Annotated in this window: 24 protein-coding genes and 1 pseudogene; 16 read left to right on the top strand and 9 right to left on the bottom strand. The window is 34.9% G+C overall.

Annotated features, from left to right (window positions below; all coding sequences use genetic code 11):
• The first annotated feature begins 36 nt into the window (after positions 1 to 36).
• From F8162_RS02880 to F8162_RS02860, 5 genes are all read left to right on the top strand, one after another.
• Complete coding sequence (locus F8162_RS02880; protein WP_151635077.1) at positions 37 to 1,080, top strand: ArsR/SmtB family transcription factor; 1,044 nt, start codon at positions 37 to 39, stop codon at positions 1,078 to 1,080.
• Positions 1,081 to 1,137: 57 nt separating this feature from the next.
• Positions 1,138 to 2,352: an MFS transporter gene (locus F8162_RS02875; RefSeq protein WP_151635079.1), complete on the top strand. Its 1,215-nt coding sequence runs from the start codon at positions 1,138 to 1,140 to the stop codon at positions 2,350 to 2,352.
• A 97-nt stretch (positions 2,353 to 2,449) separates the two neighbouring features.
• Positions 2,450 to 2,776, top strand: a complete 327-nt coding sequence (gene hmoA, locus F8162_RS02870) for a heme-degrading monooxygenase HmoA (protein WP_000469503.1) — start codon at positions 2,450 to 2,452, stop codon at positions 2,774 to 2,776.
• Between the two features lie 107 nt (positions 2,777 to 2,883).
• Positions 2,884 to 3,471, top strand: coding sequence for a hypothetical protein (locus F8162_RS02865; RefSeq protein WP_151524759.1), 588 nt, complete (start codon positions 2,884 to 2,886; stop codon positions 3,469 to 3,471).
• A 75-nt stretch (positions 3,472 to 3,546) separates the two neighbouring features.
• Positions 3,547 to 4,239 (top strand): nucleotidyltransferase domain-containing protein, encoded by a 693-nt coding sequence (locus F8162_RS02860; protein WP_151635081.1) that lies wholly within the window; start codon positions 3,547 to 3,549, stop codon positions 4,237 to 4,239.
• Between the two features lie 145 nt (positions 4,240 to 4,384).
• Here F8162_RS02860 and F8162_RS02855 read toward each other — a convergent pair whose 3' ends face one another.
• Entirely contained in the window at positions 4,385 to 4,987 is a 603-nt protein-coding gene (locus F8162_RS02855) for a hypothetical protein (protein ID WP_151635083.1), read from the bottom strand.
• Positions 4,988 to 5,237: 250 nt separating this feature from the next.
• Here F8162_RS02855 and F8162_RS02850 point away from each other — a divergent pair, with 250 nt between their 5' ends.
• A complete protein-coding gene (locus F8162_RS02850) occupies positions 5,238 to 5,741 on the top strand; it encodes a GNAT family N-acetyltransferase (protein WP_151635085.1) in 504 nt (167 codons plus the stop codon).
• 114 nt (positions 5,742 to 5,855) lie between these two features.
• On the opposite strand, the gene lsrF is transcribed toward F8162_RS02850, so the two are convergent.
• From lsrF to F8162_RS02830, 4 genes are read right to left on the bottom strand one after another with little or no spacing between them, the layout of a single operon-like run.
• Entirely contained in the window at positions 5,856 to 6,638 is a 783-nt protein-coding gene (gene lsrF / locus F8162_RS02845; RefSeq protein WP_000219778.1) for a 3-hydroxy-5-phosphonooxypentane-2,4-dione thiolase, read from the bottom strand.
• Positions 6,639 to 6,644: 6 nt separating this feature from the next.
• Entirely contained in the window at positions 6,645 to 7,007 is a 363-nt protein-coding gene (locus tag F8162_RS02840; RefSeq protein ID WP_098777916.1) for a cupin domain-containing protein, read from the bottom strand.
• 25 nt (positions 7,008 to 7,032) lie between these two features.
• Positions 7,033 to 8,595, bottom strand: a complete 1,563-nt coding sequence (gene lsrK / locus F8162_RS02835) for an autoinducer-2 kinase (RefSeq protein WP_151635087.1) — start codon at positions 8,593 to 8,595, stop codon at positions 7,033 to 7,035.
• On the bottom strand, positions 8,595 to 9,527 hold the full coding sequence (locus F8162_RS02830) for a sugar-binding transcriptional regulator (protein WP_151635089.1): 933 nt from the start codon (positions 9,525 to 9,527) through the stop codon (positions 8,595 to 8,597). Before F8162_RS02830 ends, lsrK begins: the two co-directional genes overlap by 1 nt.
• Positions 9,528 to 9,723: 196 nt before the next feature.
• On the opposite strand from F8162_RS02830, the gene F8162_RS02825 reads away from it, so the two are divergent.
• Genes F8162_RS02825 through lsrB form a run of 4 tightly spaced genes read left to right on the top strand, consistent with a single transcriptional unit; the run spans position 9,724 to position 14,181 of the window.
• Positions 9,724 to 11,205 (top strand): sugar ABC transporter ATP-binding protein, encoded by a 1,482-nt coding sequence (locus F8162_RS02825; RefSeq protein WP_151635091.1) that lies wholly within the window; start codon positions 9,724 to 9,726, stop codon positions 11,203 to 11,205.
• On the top strand, positions 11,202 to 12,155 hold the full coding sequence (locus tag F8162_RS02820) for an ABC transporter permease subunit (RefSeq protein ID WP_151635093.1): 954 nt from the start codon (positions 11,202 to 11,204) through the stop codon (positions 12,153 to 12,155). Before F8162_RS02825 ends, F8162_RS02820 begins: the two co-directional genes overlap by 4 nt.
• Positions 12,152 to 13,141 carry an ABC transporter permease gene (locus tag F8162_RS02815; protein ID WP_151635095.1) on the top strand — a complete coding sequence of 330 codons (990 nt, stop codon included), beginning with the start codon at positions 12,152 to 12,154 and terminating at the stop codon, positions 13,139 to 13,141. Before F8162_RS02820 ends, F8162_RS02815 begins: the two co-directional genes overlap by 4 nt.
• Entirely contained in the window at positions 13,138 to 14,181 is a 1,044-nt protein-coding gene (gene lsrB / locus F8162_RS02810; protein ID WP_151635097.1) for an autoinducer 2 ABC transporter substrate-binding protein LsrB, read from the top strand. Before F8162_RS02815 ends, lsrB begins: the two co-directional genes overlap by 4 nt.
• A gap of 46 nt (positions 14,182 to 14,227) precedes the next feature.
• On the opposite strand, the gene F8162_RS02805 is transcribed toward lsrB, so the two are convergent.
• Positions 14,228 to 15,730: a malate:quinone oxidoreductase gene (locus F8162_RS02805; protein WP_151635099.1), complete on the bottom strand. Its 1,503-nt coding sequence runs from the start codon at positions 15,728 to 15,730 to the stop codon at positions 14,228 to 14,230.
• A 379-nt stretch (positions 15,731 to 16,109) separates the two neighbouring features.
• On the opposite strand from F8162_RS02805, the gene F8162_RS02800 reads away from it, so the two are divergent.
• On the top strand, positions 16,110 to 17,180 hold the full coding sequence (locus F8162_RS02800; RefSeq protein WP_151635101.1) for a DUF2332 domain-containing protein: 1,071 nt from the start codon (positions 16,110 to 16,112) through the stop codon (positions 17,178 to 17,180).
• Here the strand turns inward: F8162_RS02800 and F8162_RS02795 are convergent.
• Both F8162_RS02795 and F8162_RS02790 read right to left on the bottom strand, forming a co-directional pair.
• Positions 17,122 to 17,439: a short-chain dehydrogenase gene (locus F8162_RS02795; RefSeq protein ID WP_192797605.1), complete on the bottom strand. Its 318-nt coding sequence runs from the start codon at positions 17,437 to 17,439 to the stop codon at positions 17,122 to 17,124. The genes F8162_RS02800 and F8162_RS02795 overlap by 59 nt on opposite strands.
• Before the next feature lie 140 nt (positions 17,440 to 17,579).
• The gene (locus F8162_RS02790) at positions 17,580 to 18,062 is read right to left on the bottom strand and encodes a hypothetical protein (RefSeq protein ID WP_151635105.1); all 483 of its coding nucleotides are present in this window, start codon (positions 18,060 to 18,062) and stop codon (positions 17,580 to 17,582) included.
• Positions 18,063 to 18,193: 131 nt separating this feature from the next.
• On the opposite strand from F8162_RS02790, the gene F8162_RS02785 reads away from it, so the two are divergent.
• Entirely contained in the window at positions 18,194 to 18,772 is a 579-nt protein-coding gene (locus F8162_RS02785) for a sigma-70 family RNA polymerase sigma factor (RefSeq protein WP_151635405.1), read from the top strand.
• Positions 18,762 to 19,760: a hypothetical protein gene (locus F8162_RS02780; protein ID WP_151635107.1), complete on the top strand. Its 999-nt coding sequence runs from the start codon at positions 18,762 to 18,764 to the stop codon at positions 19,758 to 19,760. The genes F8162_RS02785 and F8162_RS02780 overlap by 11 nt, the downstream gene beginning before the upstream one ends.
• A gap of 58 nt (positions 19,761 to 19,818) precedes the next feature.
• On the opposite strand, the pseudogene F8162_RS02775 reads toward F8162_RS02780, so the two are convergent.
• Positions 19,819 to 20,334: pseudogene (locus tag F8162_RS02775) on the bottom strand (GNAT family N-acetyltransferase).
• A gap of 120 nt (positions 20,335 to 20,454) precedes the next feature.
• Between F8162_RS02775 and F8162_RS02770 the strand changes: the two are divergent.
• From F8162_RS02770 to F8162_RS29000, 3 genes are all read left to right on the top strand, one after another.
• Positions 20,455 to 20,946, top strand: a complete 492-nt coding sequence (locus F8162_RS02770) for a nitroreductase (RefSeq protein WP_151635109.1) — start codon at positions 20,455 to 20,457, stop codon at positions 20,944 to 20,946.
• Positions 20,947 to 21,089: 143 nt separating this feature from the next.
• The gene (locus F8162_RS02765; RefSeq protein WP_151635111.1) at positions 21,090 to 21,851 is read left to right on the top strand and encodes a glycosyltransferase; all 762 of its coding nucleotides are present in this window, start codon (positions 21,090 to 21,092) and stop codon (positions 21,849 to 21,851) included.
• Positions 21,852 to 22,093: 242 nt separating this feature from the next.
• The coding region (locus F8162_RS29000; RefSeq protein WP_225990137.1) for an SH3 domain-containing protein at positions 22,094 to 22,957 on the top strand (864 nt) is incomplete at its 3' end.

Raw genomic sequence — 22,957 nt, 5'->3', positions numbered from 1 at the left:
AGAATTTAATATATAGCAAACAAGGAGGGGATATAAATGGAGGTCTATCACATAACGAGTAGAAAGAGGGAAACTTATAACATTCAAGTGAAATATTCGATACTTTTCGAATGTGCACTTGGCATTGCAGCAATTACTCATAAAAGGTTAATCGATACTCTTGAAAAGTCACAAAGTGAATGGGAAGAAATTAGACAATCATTAACAGAAGAAATGAGAGAACACTTACGGTTTGTAGAAGAACATAATACGTGGAAAGCGTTGCTTCAGTTGTTGTATAAGGAAGAGTTTCAGGACTTATCACAGTTTCATGCTAAAATCGATTCGCTTTCAGAAGTAGGTTTGAAGTATATATGTTTACCGTTTTTAGGTGAGAAGTATGAAGGGCAAAGACATTTAGCAGCAAGTGGAGACGTAACTGCAATACATGAACTAAAAGAACTGACACAAGATCATCCGTTTTTCTCTACGTATATTCCTTTTATATGTGAAGTTGATGTACAAGTGCTGAAATCTCATTTAATCGCTGTTATGACAGGTTGGTATGAGAGTGTTATTCAGAAAGAGGAAGAGCAAATACTATCTATATTAAAACGAGATTATGAAGCGAAAAATGAAATGAATAAAAAGATGAAATCAGAAGAGTTTGTCGAGTGGGCGACTGGCGGTGTGAACTATATGCCAGAACCAAGTGTTCATAATGTACTTCTTATCCCGCAAATGACGTACAGACCGTGGAATATTGAGGCGGATATTGAAGATACGAAAGTATTTCATTACCCAGTCGCAAACGAAAGCATCCATCCTGAAGATCTATATGAACCGAATTATTTTTTAGTTCAAAAACATAAAGCGCTTGGAGATGAAGCGAGATTACGCATTGTAAAAATGTTGTTTGAAAAAGAACGGACATTGCAAGAAATTACAGAGAGACTGCAACTCGGTAAATCGACTGTACACCATCATTTGAAATTGTTACGTGCAGCGAAGTTAGTAGATATACATGATGGGAAATATGTATTAAGAAAAAAAGCAGTGCAGTCGCTAGCGAAAGAATTAGATGCGTTTTTAAATAGATAATATGCAACTAGAATGCACATAAAGGGAGGAATTTAATAGAAAAGTTGGTGGGCTATAGTGAAGAGTGTATTGAAAAATCGTTCATTCTTTTTTATGTGGATTGGTAGCGCGATTTCAGAATTGGGCGGGGCTTTCGGAACGTTATGTAATTCGATTCTTGTTTACGAATTAACAGGGTCAAAAACTGCTTTAAGTAGTATGTGGTTACTATACTTTATCCTATCTCTTATACTACAATTAATAAGTGGCCCATTTATTGATAAATGGAGCCGGAAGTGGATTATGATATTTTCGCAATGGGTGCGAGCTTCGGTTTTCTTATTGCCGTTAGTCATGTTACTTACTAGTAGTATAGAAGTTTGGCATGTGTATGTCGTACAAATTATAATCGGGCTTATTACGCCGTTGTATACACCTGCAAGTCAAGCAATTACACCGAGCATTGTAAGTGAAGAACAACTTCAAGACGCAAATGCATATATTGATGGAATGACTCGTCTTATGATGTTTCTTGCACCTGTATTGGGCGGAGTAGTCATTCATTTAATTGGAACAGAACTTACATTATCTTTCGTATGTATGTGTCTATTTGTTAGTGGCGCTCTCTTACTTTATATAAAAGAAAAGAGAACAAAACAATCCATCGGGAAAACGTGGCTAGAACAATTTATTCATGGCTTTACATACTTTTTCACACAACCAGTTATCGTTTGGCTCGGTCTATTTCTTACTTTCGTACAATTTGGAGTTGGAGTAACGCTGGTTACAAATCTTCCTTATATAAAAGACGAATTGTCCGCAGGCTATGCGGAGTTTGGTTATTTTATGGCCGGTTTCCCGTTTGGCTATGTAATTGGATCTATACTAGTCGGAAAAATAACATATAAAAGCCGGCGTATACTTATGCTTGGTGGATTGTTTATAGGAGGACTAACTTACATTTCTCTAGGGTTTAATCATAGTATCGTAATTGCGGTGTTCATTGAAGTAGTTGCAGGCATTTGTATTTCATTTTTCAATATACATAACACAACAATATGCCAACAAACAGTACCAAACAATATGATAGGGCAAGTATTTTCAGTGCGATTATTTTTCATACGATCCGCTATCCCGTTAGGTGTGTTATTAGGAGGTATACTAAGTGAAATGTGGGGAATAAGAGCACTATACTTTATTATTGGTGCGATTATATGTATTACTTCTTTAATAGGATTATTACTTCCATATTTCAAATTTTTAGATGAAGCGGTTGAAGAGAAAACAGCATAATTCAAATAATTATAACTTTTTAATTGAAAATAATTATCATAATCAACTATAATAGAAGAATACTAGTATTCGTATTACAAAGAGGGAGTGGGATTATATGTTTATCGAAACGAAAACATTTACAGTAAAAGAAGGTACATCAAATATAGTTGTAGAACGTTTCACTGGAGAAGGCATTATTGAAAAATTTGAAGGCTTCATCGACTTAAGTGTTCTTGTGAAGAAAGTAAGACGCGGCGATGAAGAAGTTGTTGTTATGATTCGCTGGGAATCTGAAGAAGCATGGAAAAACTGGGAAACAAGTGAAGAACATTTAGCTGGGCATAGAGCGAGTCGTGGTAAACCAAAACCAGATCATATCATTAACGTTGATCACGCAGTTTATTATGTAAAATCATCGAAAGCGGCTTATCAACAGTCGTAATATATATGTAAAGGTAGAGGATATTTGTTTAGTAATAAACAAATATCCTCTTTTTTTGATATATGGTAAAATGTGGATGTGATATATGTTTTATTGTTTCGTTATAAATGGAGGTAAATGAAGTGAAAAAAATGTTACGAATGGCAGCTTTAGCGACGACATTATTATCAGCGTGTAGTAATAATAATGTGAAAGAAGAAGTATCTAACAACGAGGAAGTAAAACGTGAAAGTAGTGCAAAAATAGTAGAGAGGAAGGAGTATATCATTATTGATAAGAAGTATAATGATATATTTCTAAAAGATGCTAATTCAAATAAAGAAGATAGTGTGAAAGTAAGTTTAAATGATTTAAATCCAACAAAATGGGAAGCACCTGTAAGAAACGGTATCCCAGATATAGGTGATCATATTTCTTTAGAAAAAGAAGAGGGTAAATATACACCTACATTAGTAAAAGATCTTGTTGGTGAAATAAAGTATGATGGTACAATTAAATATAAAATTTTAGAAGCAACTAATAAATCAGTAAAGTGGCTTCCACTAAATAAAGAGAACGATGGTGGGGGTGTTCTACCAGAGATGGTAAAAGTAGTGAATGCTTCAAAAATAAAAGCTGGAGATATTGTTACGATTCAAGATAAAACAAAAAGTAGTAAAGACGCAATTGTATATGAACTGACAATCGTTGAATAAGTATAGAAGATTGTAAGAGAAGTACAATATATTTAGGTAAGGAATAACTCCATAAAAAATGTTTGGAGGTTACAAATGTTAGAAATACAAACATCTATTAAACATGAACAACATAAAAAATTAGTGCAAACAATAGTAGCTGAAAGCTTATCTATAGATAAGGTAACTGGATGTATGCTTATCGGATCTGTCGCAAGAGGTGATGCATATCCTGATTCTGATTTAGACTTATATATTCTGTTAGAAGACGGACAAAAGAAGAAATTTCATTCTGAAACGAGAGAAGATATTTTAGTTGAATATAAGTATGCAGACGTTAATCAAATACTAGTAAACTTTAAAAACAATCCGATGGAACTATACTCATTTTTAGAAGGGGAAATTTTATTTGATAAAAGCGGCGAGTTGAAAAGGTTAAAGGAAATAGCTACCTACGAATTTGAAAACTATCGTGTTTCTAGCGACAAAGTGAAAGGTATTGCTCATTGGTTACATAGTTCGCTCATTAAAATTCAGTCTGCTTTGAAAGCACATGATGAGCTAAAGGCTTCATACATAGTTCATACGTCAACTTGGACATTGATAGAAGGGATATGGGCTATTAATAACAAACCTACACCGCCAGCTGGATCTGTTTTAAGGTATATTCAAGTGTTGCCTAATAAACCAATTCATTTGGAGGCATTACTTCATAAATTATTTTTAGGGAATACGAAAGAACGTATTGAATCGGCAATTGTGTTAATAGAGTGGGTGTTATATAAATGATAATGTCTAATTTTGTCGGTAAATCGATATCCTGTGTCGAATAGTCGATAAATTGAAAAAATCGTTGATATAAATTTCATATACTGCATAACTAGCAACTAAAAGAGCGTAATCTAGTCTAATTTCTAGCTAGATTACGCTCTTTTTAATCCAATTGAATTTCAAACTCAAGTACAGATTGATCTTTTCTAAACGGCATATTGAGTTCTTTAAATCGTAAGCTTATTCCAGACAAATTATCAGGAAGGGCAGGAGATATAACGAAATGATGACTAAAATGTCCATCAGTGCCGCCACCACCTTCTGGCCAGCAGTCATATGTATCATCTATTGATAATTGGAAGAAACTATGAGGCTTATTTTCATTAAAAACTTCATCAGTGGAATCCCAATCGCTATATAAATACACTACACTAGCATTTGCATACTGCCGAATAAAAGTTACCGTATACATGATACCATTTTGTTCATGCGTTTTAAAAACAGGTATATGTTTTTTGAATGTAGTTGGTTCGACGCGAGGTTTAAATTCACCTTCGTCCATCATAGAAGAGAATAGTGAATTTAAATAGTCTGGATAAAATCCATATTGCTTTGCCCATTTATAAATTGCTTCATCATGTGGAAAGCCCGGATCACCACCTGAAAGTTCTTTCCGTTCTTTTAATAGTACACAAATTTTTTCATCGATAGTATATAATCCTTCATCATAATAATCAGTAGGGCGTTCAAAACCCATTCGTTTCATAATAATTCCTCCTTTTCTTTATTTTAACAAAAAAGAAAGGGCGATACATTTTTTAATGTGATTATTAAGTGTAAATCTACAGTCATTCATAAATCGAATATTATAGATTTAAAATGAAGTTTGATAACAAGGTCTATTTAGTAGAGGAATTGCTTATGCAATAAAATTTAGAGAATCAAGCAGGTTTCCCATATGGTACAGTACGAAACTAATATAAGTAGTACAGTGATATAAATAGGAGGTTACCGCTATGACAACTGTTTTTAAAGATATGGCGTTCCAGCTAAAAACGGAACGACTCGACCTGAATATGTGGGAGGAAAATGATGCAGTCTGGCTGAGAAAATTAATTGGTGAACGTGGTGTGGAAATGCCAACTGTTGACTCTGTTCGTAGTAATCTTATCGAGATGCGCAGGAAAGCAACTGAAAATGGTATTTCTCTTCTTACTATACGTAGGCGAGAAGAAGGGGATTTCATCGGATACTGTGGCTTAATCATCGGTCGTTCCACGCTTGAAGAGCCGGAAATTGCATACGAATTGTTCCAAAATGCTCATCGTAAGGGATATGCGACAGAGGCAGCAGCAGCTGTGCTTGAGGCTGCGATTGCTACAGGTCGCCAAAGACTCTGGTCAACTGTAGGTGCTTGGAATACGGCGTCTTTCCGGGTATTAGAAAAGATAGGCTTTAAGCGGCATCACAGTACGTTTGGCGATCGGGGTGAGATTGTTTGGAACGTACGCGATCTGTAGAAATCTGATCGAATACGGAATGATAAAAAATATACAAGAAAGCCCATATGTTAGACTACTTAGTAATCTAACATATGGGCTTTTCCTTTAAATGCAATAGTTTGTTCGTTTGTTTTAATTTTTTACATCTTCATATAATTGGAGAGCCTCTTTCACATTCAATCCATTCTTTACAATACCATGTATCGCTTGAATCATCGCAGCAGGATGTTCAGATTGCCATATGTTTCGGCCCATATCTACGCCAATTGCGCCTTCTTGCAGTGCATTGTACGTAATGTTTAATGCGTCTTCAATCGAATCTAATTTTGGTCCACCAGCAATTACAACTGGGGCAGGGCAAGTACTTGTAATTTTTTCGAATCCTTCGCAGTAATACGTTTTAATAATGTCAGCCCCCATTTCAACGCATACGCGGGAAGCAAGTGCTAGAAAGCGTGCTTCACGTTTTTGTAATTCTTTCGCAACAGCGGTAATACCGAGTACTGGCAGACCGTAATCATGAGCTTCTGAAACTACATTTGCGAGATTGGAAACTGTTTGTGTTTCATAATCGGATCCGACGAATACAGAAACACCGACGCCAATTGCGTTTTGTTTTACTGCTTCTTTTACTGGTGTAACAATTGTTTCATTCGCTAAATCTTTACCGACGACAGTAGCTCCACCTGAAACACGCATAACCATCGGTGTGCTGCAGTTTTCAGGAATACAGGAGCTAAGTACACCGCGCGTTAAAAAGAGAGAGTCTGTATAAGGAAGTAAGTTTTTAACTGTCTCAAGTGGCTGTTCTAGCCCATGAATAGGCCCTAAAAAGTAGCCGTGATCTATCGCTAACATAACCGCTCTGCCATCAGGTAAAATTGTATTTAATCGATTTTTAAATCCCCAAGTCATGTGAAATCACTCCTTCGTTAATATTGGATTTTCCGTTTGTACCGTATCTTTATTTGGTAAATGTGGTGACTTAATAAAAACTGCTTTAAAAGGTTTGTCAGAATGGTTAATAAGATAGTGAGATTCATGAGGACGAACTTGCAATACATCGCCTTGTTTAATCGGAACTCTTTCGTTATTCACATAGAAATCAATTTCACCTTCTAATGCATAAAAGACTTCCTCACACGTCGTATGATAGTGATTTTGAAACTCCTGCCCGGGCTGAATGACAACAAGGCCAAGATCAATATTCGGACCTTGTATTAAATATTTCGGCCCGTTATCACCGAAGCGATAGGAGAAATCATTTTCATTCGCTTTTAACATATATTTCACTCCTTTATGTAATGTGTTACAGTGCACCAGGCGCAATCCACATATGTGAGGTGAGCCCTTTATCAGCTAAAGAGAGTTGACTGTCATACACAGTTTTCCATGTTTCATAGAATTCTTGATATAGTTCATGATTTTCAGTAACTGGTTCGAATTTGTGCTCCCACTGTACAAACTGTTCAGCAGTTTCTTCCATAGATGAATATTTGCCAGCGCCAACTCCAGCAGCAATCGCAGTTCCTAAAGCAGCTGCTTCTTTCACAACTGGTACTTTTACAGGGATACCGAGTACGTCTGATAAAATTTGTGGCCATAGCTTTCCTTTAGCAGCACCGCCAGCAAAAATGACTTCAGAAGGAAATGTTCCTGTGAGATTTTCTATTAATTTTAAGTTACCAAGTGTAACGAAGGCAGCATTTTCTTCAATAGCACGGAACAGTTCTTTTTTTCCGCATTTGTCAGCATCTAAGCTTAAATTTAAAAAAGAAGGAGCAGCATGACGCCAAGAAATGTAGTTCATTACGTTTGAAAAAGTAGGGATAATACCATGTGATCCGACAGGTACGTCTTTTGCTTGTTCTTCTAATAATGCATAAGCATCTACACCGAGTTTGTCAGCAAGTTTCTTTTCCTCATAGCAAAAAGCATCTCGAAACCAGCGCATAACAAGGCCTGGGAAAAAGGCAATCGTTTCATATTGCCATAGGTTAGGTACGACGTGACAATTTACTCGAATGGAAGCATGTGGATCCGTTATTGGCTCAGTAACATTCACTTCTTGCTGCCAAAAACTACCGCCGCATATTAATGTTTGATTAGGTCTAACTACTCCTGTTCCAAGTGATGCCATTTGAGCATCTCCGCCCCCGGCAACGACAGGAATCCCTTCACGTAATCCAGTTAATGCCGCACACTCTTTTGTAACGCTACCAATTACTGTACCAGCTTCATTTACTGTTGGTGAAAATGGTAAAGTTAGACCGCATTCTTTAGCGACATCGTTATCCCACACTCTATTTTGTAAGTCAAAAATACCGGACGTACATCCGTTTGAGGCATCGATTTGCAGCACGCCGCTTAATTTATATAAAATCCAATCGTTTAACATCGTAAAAGAATGAATGTTGCTATAGACGTCTGGTTCATGTTTTTTAATCCAAAGTAGGCGAGGTAAAGCACCTAATGAAAAAGTTTGACCAGATCTTGTATATAAATCTTTTTCAAGATGTGACCTGATTTCTTTTAGTTCACTAACTTCAGCTGATGCGCGACCATCAACATTTGCACATGCCCAAATTTCTTGCCCACCTTTATCATATAAAACAAAACCTTCTCGCATACTAGTAGCGCTAATAGCTAGAATAGAAGAGGGAGAGACATTACTTCTTTGTAAAACTTCTTTCGTGCACTGTTGTACTAGCTCCCAGTTCTCTATTACATCAAAATTCATAGAACCTGGGTAACGAGGATCCGTGTTATGAACCCATTCTTTTTGACTAACCGCAATTTGATTACCTAATAAATCAAAAAGAACAGCCCGAATGCTTCCTGTACCAGCATCAAAAGCTAATAAATGAGACATTAACAATCACCATCCTTTCGTAATAAGGAGAGGGCCGTTTCCTCATCGGTAATTAATGTATGAATAAATCTCCCCTTTAAAGCACCAAAAATTGCATCTATCTTTTCTGTACCCCCAGCAACACCAACGACATGCTTCATTTTGCGTAGAATAGAGAGCGGCGTACCAATTAGTCGATTATGATGCGGGAGGTTTAATAAATGCCCATCTGTATTGTAAAACTGCCCTAAAATATCGCCAGTACCGTTTTGACTACGAATATACGTCATCTCACGTAGCGTTAATTTTTCTTCCTTTACAATCGTAGCGTCTTGAGATAATCCGCCAATACCGACAACAGCTGTATGAGCAAGTGAAGCGACATGAAGCATATCTTTTACACTCGGTTCTGATAGAATACTTTGTGCCATTTCGGTTGTAGATGCTAGAAACGGCGTAGGGATAATGTGAAGATCGCCTTGCATGTAGTGTAAATAGTTTTGTTTTCTCGGGAGATAGTGATTTACTCCGCCAGTTAGCGTTACGATTGAAAGATTAATAGAACTTTCAAAATGAATGTTTTCTAGCATTTTACTAATTGTTTCACCCCACCCAATGCCGAGTAAATCGCCTTGTTGGAGATGAGTTTCTAAATACTGTGCAGCAGCTTTTCCGAGAGAAGTGTGATAATTGTCTATTGGAGTAGGGATTATGAAAGCATCTTTTAAGTGGAATTTTTTCATTAGGTCACGCTCAATACTTAAACAGTGTAAACCAGTCCCTTTTACGTGAAATGTAACGATACCTTCACTGCGCGCCTTCTCTAATAACCGAACAACTTTATTTCTTGAAATGTGAAGAAGTGAAGCGATCTCCTGTTGTGTTAATTGGTCTTTATAATAGTACCAAGCTACTTTCGTTAATAAATTCTCTTCAAAGTTCAGCTGTGTCATACTCTTCATCCCTTTCAACAATTGACCACTGCTTAAACATATGTGCCACATATTTTGTTTATTCCAGTTGAAACGATTAATTGTCTGGTGAAAAAGTGTTCTAGATATGAAAAAAGGAATATACAATGCTACAAAACAAGTAGAACAAATAATCATTTTCTCAAAAAATGTTCTGGATGAAGGCAGGTGACATCATGTGGAGAACGTACCTTTATTACATGTAAAGAAAGTGAGTAAGGCGTTTTCAAATCAACTTGTGCTAAAAGGGGTGAACTTACAAGTAGAGCGTGGCGATATATACGCTTTAGTTGGAGGAAATGGTGCTGGAAAATCAACATTAATGAAAATATTAACGGGGTTATATTCGTATGATAGTGGAGAAATGTATGTAAAAGGAAAGAGGAAACAGTTTGTAAATCCGAAAGAAGCACACCGAGAAGGGATTTACTTAATACCACAAGAACCACTCATTTTTCCACATATGACCATTGAAGAAAATATATGTATCGGACTAAAAGAGAAGAAAAAGGAATTAAAAGTAAAGATTCAGCATTTGATTGACAGTTTAGGATGGGATATTGACCTTAAAGAACTAGGAGGATCACTATCCATTGCGCAGCAACAATTAGTAGAAATCGTTAGAGGATTAATACGAGAAGCCGAGATTCTTATTTTAGATGAGCCAACATCGACATTAACAACTCACGAAATGAAGAGTCTTTTTGTGCTGATGAAAAGTTTACAAGAAAAAGGAATTGGCATGATATATATTACGCATCGCTTTCCAGAAATCTTTAAAGTTGCCAACAAAGTAGCGATATTACGTGATGGAATGATTGTAAGCCAAGGGGATGTACGTAACTATACATATGACATGCTAATGGAGGGGTTATTACCGAAAGGGTATAAACGAGAAGAGAAAAGGGAAGTAGTGCAAGATACAAAAGAAACGAAAAAAATATTAGAAGTAAATGATATAACGAATCACGCATTCGAAAATATATCATTTACTGTACATGCTGGGGAGATTGTAGGTATTGCTGGCATTGTTGGGTCAGGCAGAACGGAATTAGCAGAAACAATATTTGGATTGAAGTCTATAAAATCAGGTTCTATTTTATTAGAAGGAAAATCAATTGATTCATGCTCTTTGCATAAAAGACTTAGAGAAGGATTAGTTTATGTGCCAGAGGATAGAGCAAGAAATGGTATATTCTCAATTGCATCAGTTAAAGAAAATATGACTGCAGCAAATTTACATCAGAATAGTCGCTTTTTCATTAATCAAGAAAAAGAAAGCGCTTTAGTAAGGTCGTATATAGAACAGTTTCGAATTGTGGTACCGCATTTGAATGAAGAACTCGCATCTTTATCGGGAGGTAATCAGCAAAAAGTCGTGCTTGCAAAATATCTTGCGTGTAATCCGAAAATTATTATTCTTGATGAACCGACTCGAGGAATTGATGCGAAAGCAAGGCTTGAAGTATATAAGACGATAGAAAAAATGAAAAGGGAAGGACTCGCAATATTATTAATCTCTTCCGATGTTGAAGAAATTGTTCAATTAGTAAACCGTGTATATGTAATGCGAAATGGACAATTTGTTTCACATCTGGAGAAAGAACAAATAAATGTAGAAGCAGTTACACGTCTTGCATACGGAGGTGTAACGGAATGAAACGTATGTATAAAATGCACGAAACATCTATCATACTATTATTACTCATTTACATTGCCATTGTCGGAATGATAAATCCAAGTTTCATTCAGCTTAACTCGTTATCTTTAATGATGAAATCAAGCGTTATTTTAGTCGTGTTAGCAATTGGCCAATCGTTCGTCTTATTTACGAAAAATATAGACGTATCAGTTGGTTCAATTATGGGATTAAGCGCAGCAGTTTGCGGGATATTGTTAACGGATGGATATCATGCATTTTGGTCCATACTTGCTGCTATTTTACTTGGCTCTATTCTTGGTTTTATAAATGGGATTGGCGTTGCGAAGTTTCGGGTACCAGCTATTATTATGACATTAGGTATGTTAGGGGTCATTAGAGGTGCGATGTTAATTTTCACAGGTGGAAAGTGGATTGAAGATATACCAAATGATTTTAAGCAACTGTCATCTATCGTCATACTTGGTTTGCCGATAATTGTATGGGTTGTTCTTATTATTTTACTACTACTATACTTCTTTTTAAGTAAAGTGCCACTCGGAAGATACTTTTATGCGGTAGGTGATAATGAAGATGGCGCGAGACTCATTGGTATACCTGTTAATAAAGTGAAAATATATGCATTTATGATTTCAGGCATAAGCGCTTCGCTCGCTGGTTGCATATTTGTCATGAATATCGGATTCGTTCCAAATCAAACAGGAACCGGGATAGAACTACAGGTTATCGCAGCTGCTGTACTAGGAGGAGTTCATTTAAAAGGCGGAACGGGTTCTATAGTTGGAGCTGCATTAGGAGCGATATTTTTAGAGGCGATAAGCAGTTCACTCGTCTTTTTAAAAATACCAGCATTTTGGAATAATGCTATTTCAGGTTTCTTATTATTACTAATCGTCATATTAGATAGTGTTATGAAAAAGTGGAAGGCAGAAAGGAGGATGAATCTATGAAGTATTTATACAGATGGGAAGGTGTTCTAATCGTATTACTTCTTTTAGAATTCATTCTCTTTAGTTTTATAAATAGTGATTTCTTAAATATTAGTAATCTCCTTTTTAGTACAAATGATTTTCTTTTTATCGCAATCGCGGCGATACCAATGACTTTCGTTATTGTAACAGGAGGAATTGATGTATCGGTCGGCTCAATAATGGGGCTCACTTCGATCTTGATCGGTGTACTTTGGATGAATGGAATACCTATTTTGCTAGCGGTCATAATAGCTCTTATAATCAGTTGTTTAGCAGGAGCTTTAAACGGAATCATTATAAAAATGACAGATGTAGAGCCACTTGTCGTTACACTTGGAACAATGTTTTTATACGGCGGAATTGCACTCGTCATTTCAGGAGGGGCAGGTGCTTTTGGATATGAAGGGATAAGTGGTTTACCTGAAGAATTTGTACAACTGGCAAATGGTAGTTTTATAGGGATACCGAATTTATTATGGATACTGATCGTATTAACAGTTTTATGTACTTTATTATTTCACCGAACTGTATATGGGCGCCACGTAAAATTAACAGGAGCGAACGAAAACGCAGCAAAATACACTGGGATCAAAACGAAAAAAGTAGTCATCATCGCTTACATACTCTCCGGGTTAGGAGGTGGATTAGGAGGCGCTTTCTTAACTGCATATTTCGGTTCCGCACGTGCTGATATGGGAAGTGAAACGATTTTACCAATCATTACAGCAGTCGTATTAGGTGGAACACTTATTACAGGGGGAAAAGGAAGTATTATCGGTACTGTACTGGCGAGTATTTTTATAGGACTCATGCAGTATGGCTTGCAAATGACGGGTTTAACAAATGAACAATCTAACGTAGTTATTGGTATTATTCTTATTCTTTCAGTTATTATGAGACATTTCAAATTACATCGATTCACACCGTGGAAAAGAAAGAACTTGCATAAGGGGGAAATGTCATGAAGAGAAAACTGGGGATTCTATTAATAGTGTGCATTTGTTTAATTGGTTTAATAGCTTGCTCTAGTCAAACGGCAGATAAGAAGAAGGCAGATGATGTGAAATTTGCATTTATCCCGAAACTAACTGGAGTTGGCTTCTTTACATCGGGTGGTGAAGGAGCAAAAGAGATGGGAGATAAACTAGGCGTACAAGTGAAATATGATGGACCATCTGAAGCAAGTGTATCAGGTCAAGTGAAATATATAAACAACTTTATTAATCAAAACTATGATGCAATTATGGTCTCTTCTACATCGGTAGATGGTCTATCGCAATCATTGCAACGTGCTAAGAAAAAAGGGATGACGGTGTTAACATGGGACTCTGATGTCAATCCGAAAGACCGTTCATTTTATATAAGCCAAGGAACACCAGATCAACTTGCTAATTTATTAATTGAAATGACTTCTAAACAAATTGGAGATAAAGGAAAAGTAGCCTTCTTTTATTCTAGTCCAACAGTAACGGATCAAAACCAATGGGTAACGAAAGCGAAAGAAATTATTAAAAAGAAATATCCGAACTGGGAAATTGTAACGACGCAATACGGTGAAAATAATGCGCAAAAGTCTTTATCAGTAGGGGAGAACATATTAAAAACGTACCCAGATATTAATGCAGTCATTTGCCCGGATGCAACGGCACTACCAGCGATGGCACAAGCAGCTGAAAACTTAAAAATGGATAAAAAAGTTGTTGTAACTGGGTTCTCCACACCAAACGTTATGCGTGATTACGTAAAACGAGGAACAGTACAACAATTTGGTTTATGGGATGTAAAACAACAAGGTGCACTTGCAACGTATGTAGCAAATGAAATTGTTGTAAAAGGGAAGAAGTTAAAAGTAGGGGATAGCTTTGAAGTAAAAGGAATTGGAAAAGTGAAAGTAGAGCCAAACGCTATCCAAGGTTATGATTATGAGGCAGAAGGAAACGGAATTATCGTATTGCCAGAGCGGGTTGTATTTACGAAAGAGATTATTGATAAATATAATTTCTAGTAATTAAAAAACGTCCGAATATATCGGACGTTTTTTAATTTCTTCATTAGTTATGAACTGTTTCTTTTTCATTTAATCCAAGTGTACGACCAGTCGAAGTGTGAAGGTCTTGGAACAATCTTGGATTTTCAGTTAGTGAAATGCCGTAAGAAGGGATCATTTCTTTTATTTTTCCTTCCCATTCTACCATACGGCTTGGGAAACATTTTTCTAATACTTCAAGCATGACGTGAACAGCAGTAGAAGCCCCCGGTGATGCACCTAGTAATGCAGCGATTGAACCGTCAGCTGCACTTACAACTTCTGTACCGAATTGAAGTGTACCTTTACCACCGGCATCAGTATCTTTAATTACTTGTACACGTTGCCCAGCAACTACAATATCCCAATCTTCACTTTTTGCGTTCGGAATGAATTCGCGTAATTCTTCCATACGTTTTTCATGTGATAACATAACTTGTTGAATTAAGTATTTTGTTAATCCCATTTCTTTTACACCAGCAGCTAACATTGTTAAGACGTTATTCGGTTTTACAGAACCAATTAAGTCAAGGTTTGAGCCAGTTTTTAAGAACTTAGGAGAGAATCCTGCGAACGGTCCAAATAGTAAAGCTTTTTTATTGTCTATATATCTTGTATCAAGATGAGGTACAGACATTGGCGGAGCGCCGACTTTAGCTTTACCGTATACTTTTGCATGATGTTGCTCTACAACTTTTTGGTTTTTACATACCATAAATAGTCCACTTACAGGGAATCCACCGATATGTTTTGATTCAGGGATCCCAGTCTTTTGAAGTAGAGGTAGACTACCGCCACCGCCGCCGATAAAGACGAATTTTGCAGTATGATGCTCAATCTTACCACTATTCATATCGTGTACTTTCACTTCCCACAAACCATTCTTCGTGCGTTTAATATTTTCGACACTATGTTTGTAGTTTAGCTCGACATTTTTCGTTTGTAAGTAATCAAACAACATACGTGTTAATGCACCGAAGTTAACATCTGTTCCAGAATCAATTTTCGTTGCAGCCATAGGCTCATTAGATGTACGACCTTCCATAATGAGTGGAAGCCATTTTTTTAATGTTTCAGGAGCATTGGAAAATTCCATTCCTTGAAACAGTGGATTTTTTGAAAGCGCTTCAAAACGGTTTTTTAGAAACTCAACATTTTTTTCTCCTTGTACTAAACTCATATGAGGTAGAGGCATAATAAAATCTTGTGGATTACGAATTAATTTGCTTTTTACAAGATATGCCCAAAATTGTCTTGAAAGCTGGAATTGCTCATTCACTTTTACAGCCTTACTAATATCTATAGATCCGTCAGATTTTTCGGAAGTATAGTTCAGTTCGCATAGCGCAGAATGCCCTGTACCTGCATTATTCCATTCGTTAGAGCTTTCTTCCCCGGCACTTGCGAGTTTTTCAAAAACTTTAATTTCCCATTCAGGTGCTAATTCTTTTAGTAATGAGCCTAATGTTGCACTCATAATTCCTGCACCAATTAAGATAACGTCTGTTTTTTGCTGCATGTTGCTCATGATAATCTCTCCATCCCCTATATTGGCAAAAAAGAGTAGGTGTTCACTATATCTAAGCCGTAAATTGAAAACACCGCCTAGGCCCCACCTAGGTGTATACCTTTTTTGTCTCAATTATATAACCATCTCATACTCTATTATAATAATTAATAGACTAAAATATCTAGTGTTATCTGATAATTTTAAACTATTTAACGTTTTATTTGCCAAAATTCTTATTTAACAAGCACTTTTCAGTTTATGAATAGAAAAAAATCACAGTTTGAAATTATCCCGAAAAAGCTTACGCATTAATAATTGGGTAGGGAGGATACCTTTTTATGGAATTTTTCCCCTTGTAATAGTATGATTATTCTGTGAAATTAAAGGAGGGATATCAATGCGTAAACAAGAAAAAATCGCAAACTTATTTCGAAATTTCTCAATAAAGGAATGTAAAGGGTCAAGTGACTTATATGAATACTTATCAATAAAAATTGCGGAAGATGAGGAAGTACTTACATTAGCTTCCCATGCTCAAACAGGCCAACCAGTCCCGAACTTATTATTAGGCGCCGTACATTATTTATTACTAGCAGGCAAAGAACATCATGTAAAAACGTATTATAGTAGCTTAGTTGAAAAGGCTAATACAGATTTAGATCAAGCTTTTGATCATTTTAAAGATTTCTGTAAAACGTACCGAGAGGAAATCATTACTTTGTTACAAACGAAACTCGTTCAAACGAATGAAGTAAGACGATGTGCATACTTATACCCAGGTTTCTGTTACATATTTAATAAAGTGAAAAAACCGTTAGCATTAATTGAAATTGGTACAAGTTCTGGATTACAACTGTTCTGGGACCAATATAGCTATTCGTACGGAACGGATGAAACATACGGAAATATAAATTCAAATGTACATATAACTTCTGAAATAAGAGGGGAAAATGTACCTCATTTTCTAAAAGAAAGTCCAACTGTCGTAGAAAGAATCGGAATAGATTTGCATGTAAATGATTTACATAGTGATGAAGATTATTTATGGCTACGTGCACTCATTTGGCCAGAACATAAAGAAAGACTTGAAATGTTTGACCAAGCAGCATCTTTAGTAAAAAATGAATCTGTCCAATTAATAGAAGGAGACGGTGTAGAGCTATTACCATCTATTATTGAACAATTAAGTGAAGATGTTGTAATCTGTATTTTCCATACACACGTCGCAAATCAAATACCTGAACAAGTAAAACGTAAGTTGGAAAAACAAGTGCAAGAAATCGGTGCAAAACGTGATGTATTCCACCTGTATAACAACATGTGGGACCGGGACCTTCATATTGATTATTATATTAACGGAAACGAATATCGTGAAACGGTTGGGGAAACAGAAGGGCATGGGAGATGGTTTAGTTGGAAGCTTGTACAATTTTTGAAGCTAATTCATTCAGCTCATCAGATTTTTTGAAGAATTTTGAAGATGTAACTGTTTCATAGAATATTGCTAATGATTCAGGAGGGATAATTGTAATACCCCAATATGCTAAACCATATTCCTGATTTTTGACTGTATGAAAGTAGGTTTTCATAATTGATAAATTTTGACTTAAACTATTGATAATATCATCATTAACAGAAATACAATGATATTTCTCTGGTGTATAATCATTGTAACTTTTTTGAGAATCAAAATCGTCAATTATTCCAAAATCATGGACACATGCCATCATAATCATCCTCTCAAATTTAATAAAGTATTTCTATTTAAATAAAATGATTATTCGTTTAAGTGTAATAGAAATGGTTATGTAGTTAATTAGTATCATACTTCATAAAATATCTTCGGTTCTTCTTCGTGAAAAAAAGTTTATTTATTGATAAACTCATCGGGAGCCCAAGTGGCGATTTCATTCCCAGGTGCAGCGACTACAAGCCATTGCTCACATAGGACACCAGCTTGCCAACATTCATAATAATCATGAAAACCATTTACAAAAATAATTTGTCCACTATCTAATATAATAATTAAATGAGGGCTTTCTAAGCCGAGTTGTATATCGGTAACTTTTTGTCTTCTTATCTTAAATATTCTTTCATATTCTTCTTCCTCAGAATAATCTTCAAATTCATCTTCATTTAATGGGTATCTTTTTTGAGGTTTATTAAATAAACACCATTTTGATTCGATATTGATATATAATTGTCCGTCATAATCAACTGAGTCGTGAAAGTTTGTGAAATGAATCTTTATAGCGCCTGGAGAAATACCAAATTGTAATCCATCAACTTGTAATCCGATGAATAGATTTTTCAACACTTTTTCAGCGTGAATTTTATCCTCTTTATTCATTCTTGAAATCCTCCTTTTCTTAAAAATATACCTTATATTTTTATTGTAATAAATAAATTTCCATGTAAAATGAACCTTTTGTGAGAAACGAGCGAATATAGTGTGAAAGATCATGAGAGGGGAACGTAATGTTGGATGAAGTACAATTAAAAGAATGGCTGTATAAAATGGAGTCTGGGGATCAAGAAGCCTTTCAAGTTATTTATGAGTACACATGTAAAGATATTTATAAAACAGTAGTATTTTTAGTAGGAAGTCAAAACGAAGATGTAGACGATATAGTGAATGAAGTGTACATACAAATGTGGAAGTCCGTAACAAACTATGATATGAATCGTTCATTTCGTTTTTGGTTACATGGACTAGTTGTGAAGCAAGTACAGGATTGGCGTCGTAAATCGTGGCGAAGGTTCCGGATTTTTGAAAAGAAAAAAATGTATGAACAAGATCGTTCTTACGTAATGCATGAAGATATTTTACATAAGGAAACGCATAATGAATTAGTGGAGATTGTACAAAAATTATCTTATAAACATCGTGAAGTAATAATTATGCGTTACTTCCATGAGTATAGTATGGAGGAAATTGCTGTACTTCTTCAAATCCCTATTGGTACAGTGAAATCCCGATTACATACTGCGCTAAAACGATTAAGGGCTGAAATGGAGCACAAGCCAAACATAAGAGAGGGAGAAGTAAATGGATTTTGAAAAATATGTAACGAATGAATTGAAAAGAAAGGCAGCGAATATAGAGCCTTCTCCTAATCTGGAAGATAAAGTACAAGATTCTTTTTATAAATACGAAAAGATGAAAAAGAAAGAGAAAACTTCTATGAAGAAAAAGTTATTATTTGGCTTTGTAGCCGCGGTTATTTTAATACCGACGGGTACTTTTGCAGGTACAACATTAATGGATAAAATTGTAGGGACACCAGAAAAAGCAAGACAAGATATCGGAATGACTGAAGATGGTTATAATTCAGTAATGGAACGTATAGAAATTGCTAAAAGTATATTTACAGAAGAGGACTTTGAAAAGTATGTAGCTTTATTACAGGAAACATACCATTTCTATAAGAAAGTAAGTGTTGTAGAGAATGGTGAGAGACAATATACTGCTACAAATCGCCTAAATGCTGATGAAGAAATGAGAGATAGAGAGGTAATGGAACAATTAAATACATATGAAGAAAGAATAGATCAACAATTTACCTATACATTTGAACAAGCTGAAAAAATAACTGGTTTTCCAATCAAGCATCCATCATATATTCCGGTTGGACATCAATTAGTATTTGAAGAAGTCAAAGCTGAAGCGACATTAGACAAGCCTATGCCGTTGATTACGATGAGATATGAAAAGCGTAATGTAAAAAAAGAGCCACATACTTCAGATGTAGAATTAGGTTTTACAATCCATCAGTTAGAAATTGTTGAGGGAGAATATAAAGATTTCTTTCTTGATAGACCATTTGATAAACCCTCTAAAACAGGACATAATTTTACTGGAGATATAAAAAAATATAAATTAAATGGCTATGACGTAACATTCGGTGAGTATAAAGAATCGAATGTACGGGCTATGAAAATAGTGGTTCCTGCAAAAGAAGGGAAAAATGCATATCAAATCTATATAAATGGTAGTATGCTTTCTAAAAAAGATCTTGAGAAAGTTTTACTTTCGATGGTTGAATAGGACGTTATATGTAAAGAAATGCTACTTTTAGTTCAAATGTAGCATTTCTTTTTTGTAGTTAAATATATGTACTCAAAATCTCCCCAGGCAACCCATCAATCTCATAAACTTTCTCGCATGTAAAACCTATATGTATTAAAATTTTGCGAGAGGGGATATTAATTGGATTGATAATTGCTTTTAGTACGTTTATATCGGTCTACTTCTTAATTCTACTACCATATCTTTTTCCCCAGTGCTTTGGCAAAATCATATAACCAATTTCAGCTTCTTTAACATTATCCTCGTATACTGCAACATGTCCAAGAACAATATACTCATTTGTAATAGAATCATATACTTTATAAGAGACGAATATTTGATGTTTTTCACTGTACTTAAACAGCCTTGTAAAGTCATTTTTCGCTTCATCTAACAGAATAGTACGTTCAGTAATTTGCGCTATTACTTCTTTATTTGATACGAGTTGGAAATATAAATTAAAACCTATTGCTTCAAATTTAGCTTTTGTATAATATTCCTCCAAACTAATTTTCGATTGTTCTTCAGAAAAGATATATGACACATAAATCATAATTTCAATTATAAAATCATTGATAAAGTGAATTGTTAATTTTTGATTGATGCCGTACATACAATATGTAATTAAGTGCGTGTACTATGGAGCGATTATAGAAAAGGGTGAATGGTGCTTATGAGTTCATTTGAGCAAATGATATATGTTGGTGTCATTATGTCTACTGTGTTATCCGTACTGATTTTAGGATCTTTATATTATAATCCTCGTCTTTCATTAACTGATTATCCGAAAGATATTCAAAAGGTAGTTTTTCCAAAATCGATTCAAGAAAAAAAGCAAACGATTTACTTTAATATTGCATACAATGCTATTCTTTTCGGTACTCCTTTCGTTTCTACATATATACTACATAAACATGGAAAATTATTGTATATAGATGCCTATTTACATACATTTGGTATTTTAATGATTTTTAATGTAGTAGATTTGTTTATAATAGATTGGCTAATCTTTTGCTGGATTACCCCAAGATTTGTTGTTATTCCTAGTACAGAAGGGATGAAGGGATATAAAGATTATAAGTTTCATTTAAGAGGGGCTATAGTCGGCACAAAATTCTTAGCAATCGTAAGTTTGTTTTTGGCAGGAATAGCGATAACTATGTAGTATAAAAAGTATTATTTCATTTTGTTTTGATTGAAGAATTCTAGGTGACTTTTAGCATATTCTTAGTTTTTATAATACAGCCTCATAAATATTAATATATGTTATATAGAGTGAAAATTCATTTTATAAAAAGGGGAAGTGTTATGAAGGAAACAAATGAATCTTTAGGCATTGATTTGAAAAAAAGTGTAAAGTTTTCTATTATAATCCCTGCACATAATGAAGAAAAGTACATTGGAAAATGTTTAGATTCAATTTCAAAGGCAGCGGAAGCATATAAGGATCAAACTGAAGTCATAGTGGTTTTAAATCGTTGTACAGATAAAACAGAGGAAATCGCAGAGGTGTATAACTGTATTACATTAAAAAATGATGATAAAAATTTATCTAAAATTCGAAATGCAGGAGCCGCGATAGCTACGGGAGAAATAATCATTACAATAGATGCTGATACCCAAATGACAGAGTCTTTTTTGTCTAACGTAGACAAAAATTTAGTTTCAGGTAAATATATTGGCGGTGGGGTAACTGGTAAGTTTGAAAGAATATCTTTAGGAATATTTGTTTCCGCGTTGTTAATTATAATTCCATTATTTTTTAAGTATGGGGCTATATCTGTCGGGATTTTTTGGTGCTATAGAAAAGATTTTATGGCGATTAATGGATTTAATGAAAATATGCTTATGGCAGAAGATGCAGATTTTGCAAAACGGTTAAAAGAATGGGGAAAACAACAAAATAAGAAGTTCGGTACAATAAAAAATGGAATGATAACTTCGTGCAGAAGATTTGATACATATGGAGATTGGACTTTAATTAAAAATCCAAAAATAATCTTAGCTTATTTAAAGGGTAATGATAAAAAATATGCAGATAAAACATATTATGATAATCAAGAAAGATAACTGTAGAAATTCTTAAACAAATAGCCTTTTGCTCACCTCATTTTATATATGATGAGGTGATTTTTTATTTATAGAATGCGAACGTATAAATTTGATATTCTTGAAGAAAAAGGATATTTCTAACAACAATATATTAAGTAATATTAATATATTGTTACAAAAGTTTTGATATTCTGTGAAAACACCTGATTTTATGGAAGCATTTGATATAATAGAAGTCAAAAAACGTAATGGAGGCTAATATGAAAAAAATAATTGGCGCAGCAACAGCAACAGTTTTTGGGATGGGAGCTTTTACCACAGTTGCTACTGCAGAAACAATCGTAACAGCAGATGTACTCAATGTACGTGAAAAGCCAACTACGGAATCAAAAGTTGTCAAAAAAGTAAAAGAAGGAGAAAAGTTAAAAGTTATACATACGGAAGAAGGATGGTCCAAAATTGATTTAAATGGTAAAGAAGTATTTGTAAGTGCGGAGTTTACAAAAGATGTGTATTATGTAACCGCGAATTTATTAAATGTCCGTTCGGGTGCAAGTACAGAATCAGAAATACTTGGCAGACTAAAAACAGATGATGTAATTGAATCAAAGCATCAAGTAAAAGACGGTTGGTTACAATTTGAGTATAAAGGAAAAACAGCTTATGTAAATGTTTCTTTCCTATCAAGTACAGCACCAGTTGAAAAAAAAGCTGAAGAGAAAACGAAGCAAGTAGCGAAAGTACAAAAAACGGTTAAAGCTAAGGATGAAGTTAAAGTACAAAAGATAGCAAAAGTAAAAGAAGAAGCGAAAGTACAAGAAGTAACAAAGCCTAAGGAAGAAGCGAAAGTACAAGAAGTAGCAAAGCCTAAGGAAGAAACGAAAGTACAAGAAGTAACAAAGCCTAAGGAAGAAACGAAAGTACAAGAAGTAGTTAAGCCTAAGGAAGAAACGAAAGTACAAGAAGTAGTTAAGCCAAAAGAAGAAGTGAAAGTACAAGAAGTAGTAAAGCCTAAAGAAGACGTGAAAGCCCAAGAAGAAGCAAAAGCTAAAGAAGAAGAGAAAGCAAGAGAAATAGCAAAAGCTAAAGAAGAAGAGAAAGCAAGAGAAATAGCAAAAGCTAAA

Origin of the sequence: Bacillus sp. CH140a_4T (assembly GCF_008923725.1) — a bacterium.
Taxonomy (GTDB): Bacteria; Bacillota; Bacilli; order Bacillales; family Bacillaceae_G; genus Bacillus_A.
Note: the sequence above shows the minus strand (reverse complement) of the source record. Positions and strands in the feature narration are given on the sequence as shown.

Bases quoted from the DNA above. Each gene is read 5' to 3' on its own strand.
- F8162_RS02880 (WP_151635077.1), top strand. From the start codon at position 37: ATGGAGGTCTATCACATAACGAGTAGAAAGAGGGAAACTTATAACATT.
- hmoA (WP_000469503.1), top strand. From the start codon at position 2,450: ATGTTTATCGAAACGAAAACATTTACAGTAAAAGAAGGTACATCAAAT.
- F8162_RS02865 (WP_151524759.1), top strand. From the start codon at position 2,884: ATGGAGGTAAATGAAGTGAAAAAAATGTTACGAATGGCAGCTTTAGCG.
- F8162_RS02860 (WP_151635081.1), top strand. From the start codon at position 3,547: ATGTTAGAAATACAAACATCTATTAAACATGAACAACATAAAAAATTA.
- F8162_RS02855 (WP_151635083.1), bottom strand. From the start codon at position 4,987: ATGAAACGAATGGGTTTTGAACGCCCTACTGATTATTATGATGAAGGA.
- F8162_RS02850 (WP_151635085.1), top strand. From the start codon at position 5,238: ATGACAACTGTTTTTAAAGATATGGCGTTCCAGCTAAAAACGGAACGA.
- lsrF (WP_000219778.1), bottom strand. From the start codon at position 6,638: ATGACTTGGGGATTTAAAAATCGATTAAATACAATTTTACCTGATGGC.
- F8162_RS02840 (WP_098777916.1), bottom strand. From the start codon at position 7,007: ATGTTAAAAGCGAATGAAAATGATTTCTCCTATCGCTTCGGTGATAAC.
- lsrK (WP_151635087.1), bottom strand. From the start codon at position 8,595: ATGTCTCATTTATTAGCTTTTGATGCTGGTACAGGAAGCATTCGGGCT.
- F8162_RS02830 (WP_151635089.1), bottom strand. From the start codon at position 9,527: ATGACACAGCTGAACTTTGAAGAGAATTTATTAACGAAAGTAGCTTGG.
- F8162_RS02820 (WP_151635093.1), top strand. From the start codon at position 11,202: ATGAAACGTATGTATAAAATGCACGAAACATCTATCATACTATTATTA.
- F8162_RS02815 (WP_151635095.1), top strand. From the start codon at position 12,152: ATGAAGTATTTATACAGATGGGAAGGTGTTCTAATCGTATTACTTCTT.
- lsrB (WP_151635097.1), top strand. From the start codon at position 13,138: ATGAAGAGAAAACTGGGGATTCTATTAATAGTGTGCATTTGTTTAATT.
- F8162_RS02805 (WP_151635099.1), bottom strand. From the start codon at position 15,730: ATGAGCAACATGCAGCAAAAAACAGACGTTATCTTAATTGGTGCAGGA.
- F8162_RS02800 (WP_151635101.1), top strand. From the start codon at position 16,110: ATGCGTAAACAAGAAAAAATCGCAAACTTATTTCGAAATTTCTCAATA.
- F8162_RS02795 (WP_192797605.1), bottom strand. From the start codon at position 17,439: ATGGCATGTGTCCATGATTTTGGAATAATTGACGATTTTGATTCTCAA.
- F8162_RS02790 (WP_151635105.1), bottom strand. From the start codon at position 18,062: ATGAATAAAGAGGATAAAATTCACGCTGAAAAAGTGTTGAAAAATCTA.
- F8162_RS02780 (WP_151635107.1), top strand. From the start codon at position 18,762: ATGGATTTTGAAAAATATGTAACGAATGAATTGAAAAGAAAGGCAGCG.
- F8162_RS02770 (WP_151635109.1), top strand. From the start codon at position 20,455: ATGAGTTCATTTGAGCAAATGATATATGTTGGTGTCATTATGTCTACT.
- F8162_RS02765 (WP_151635111.1), top strand. From the start codon at position 21,090: ATGAAGGAAACAAATGAATCTTTAGGCATTGATTTGAAAAAAAGTGTA.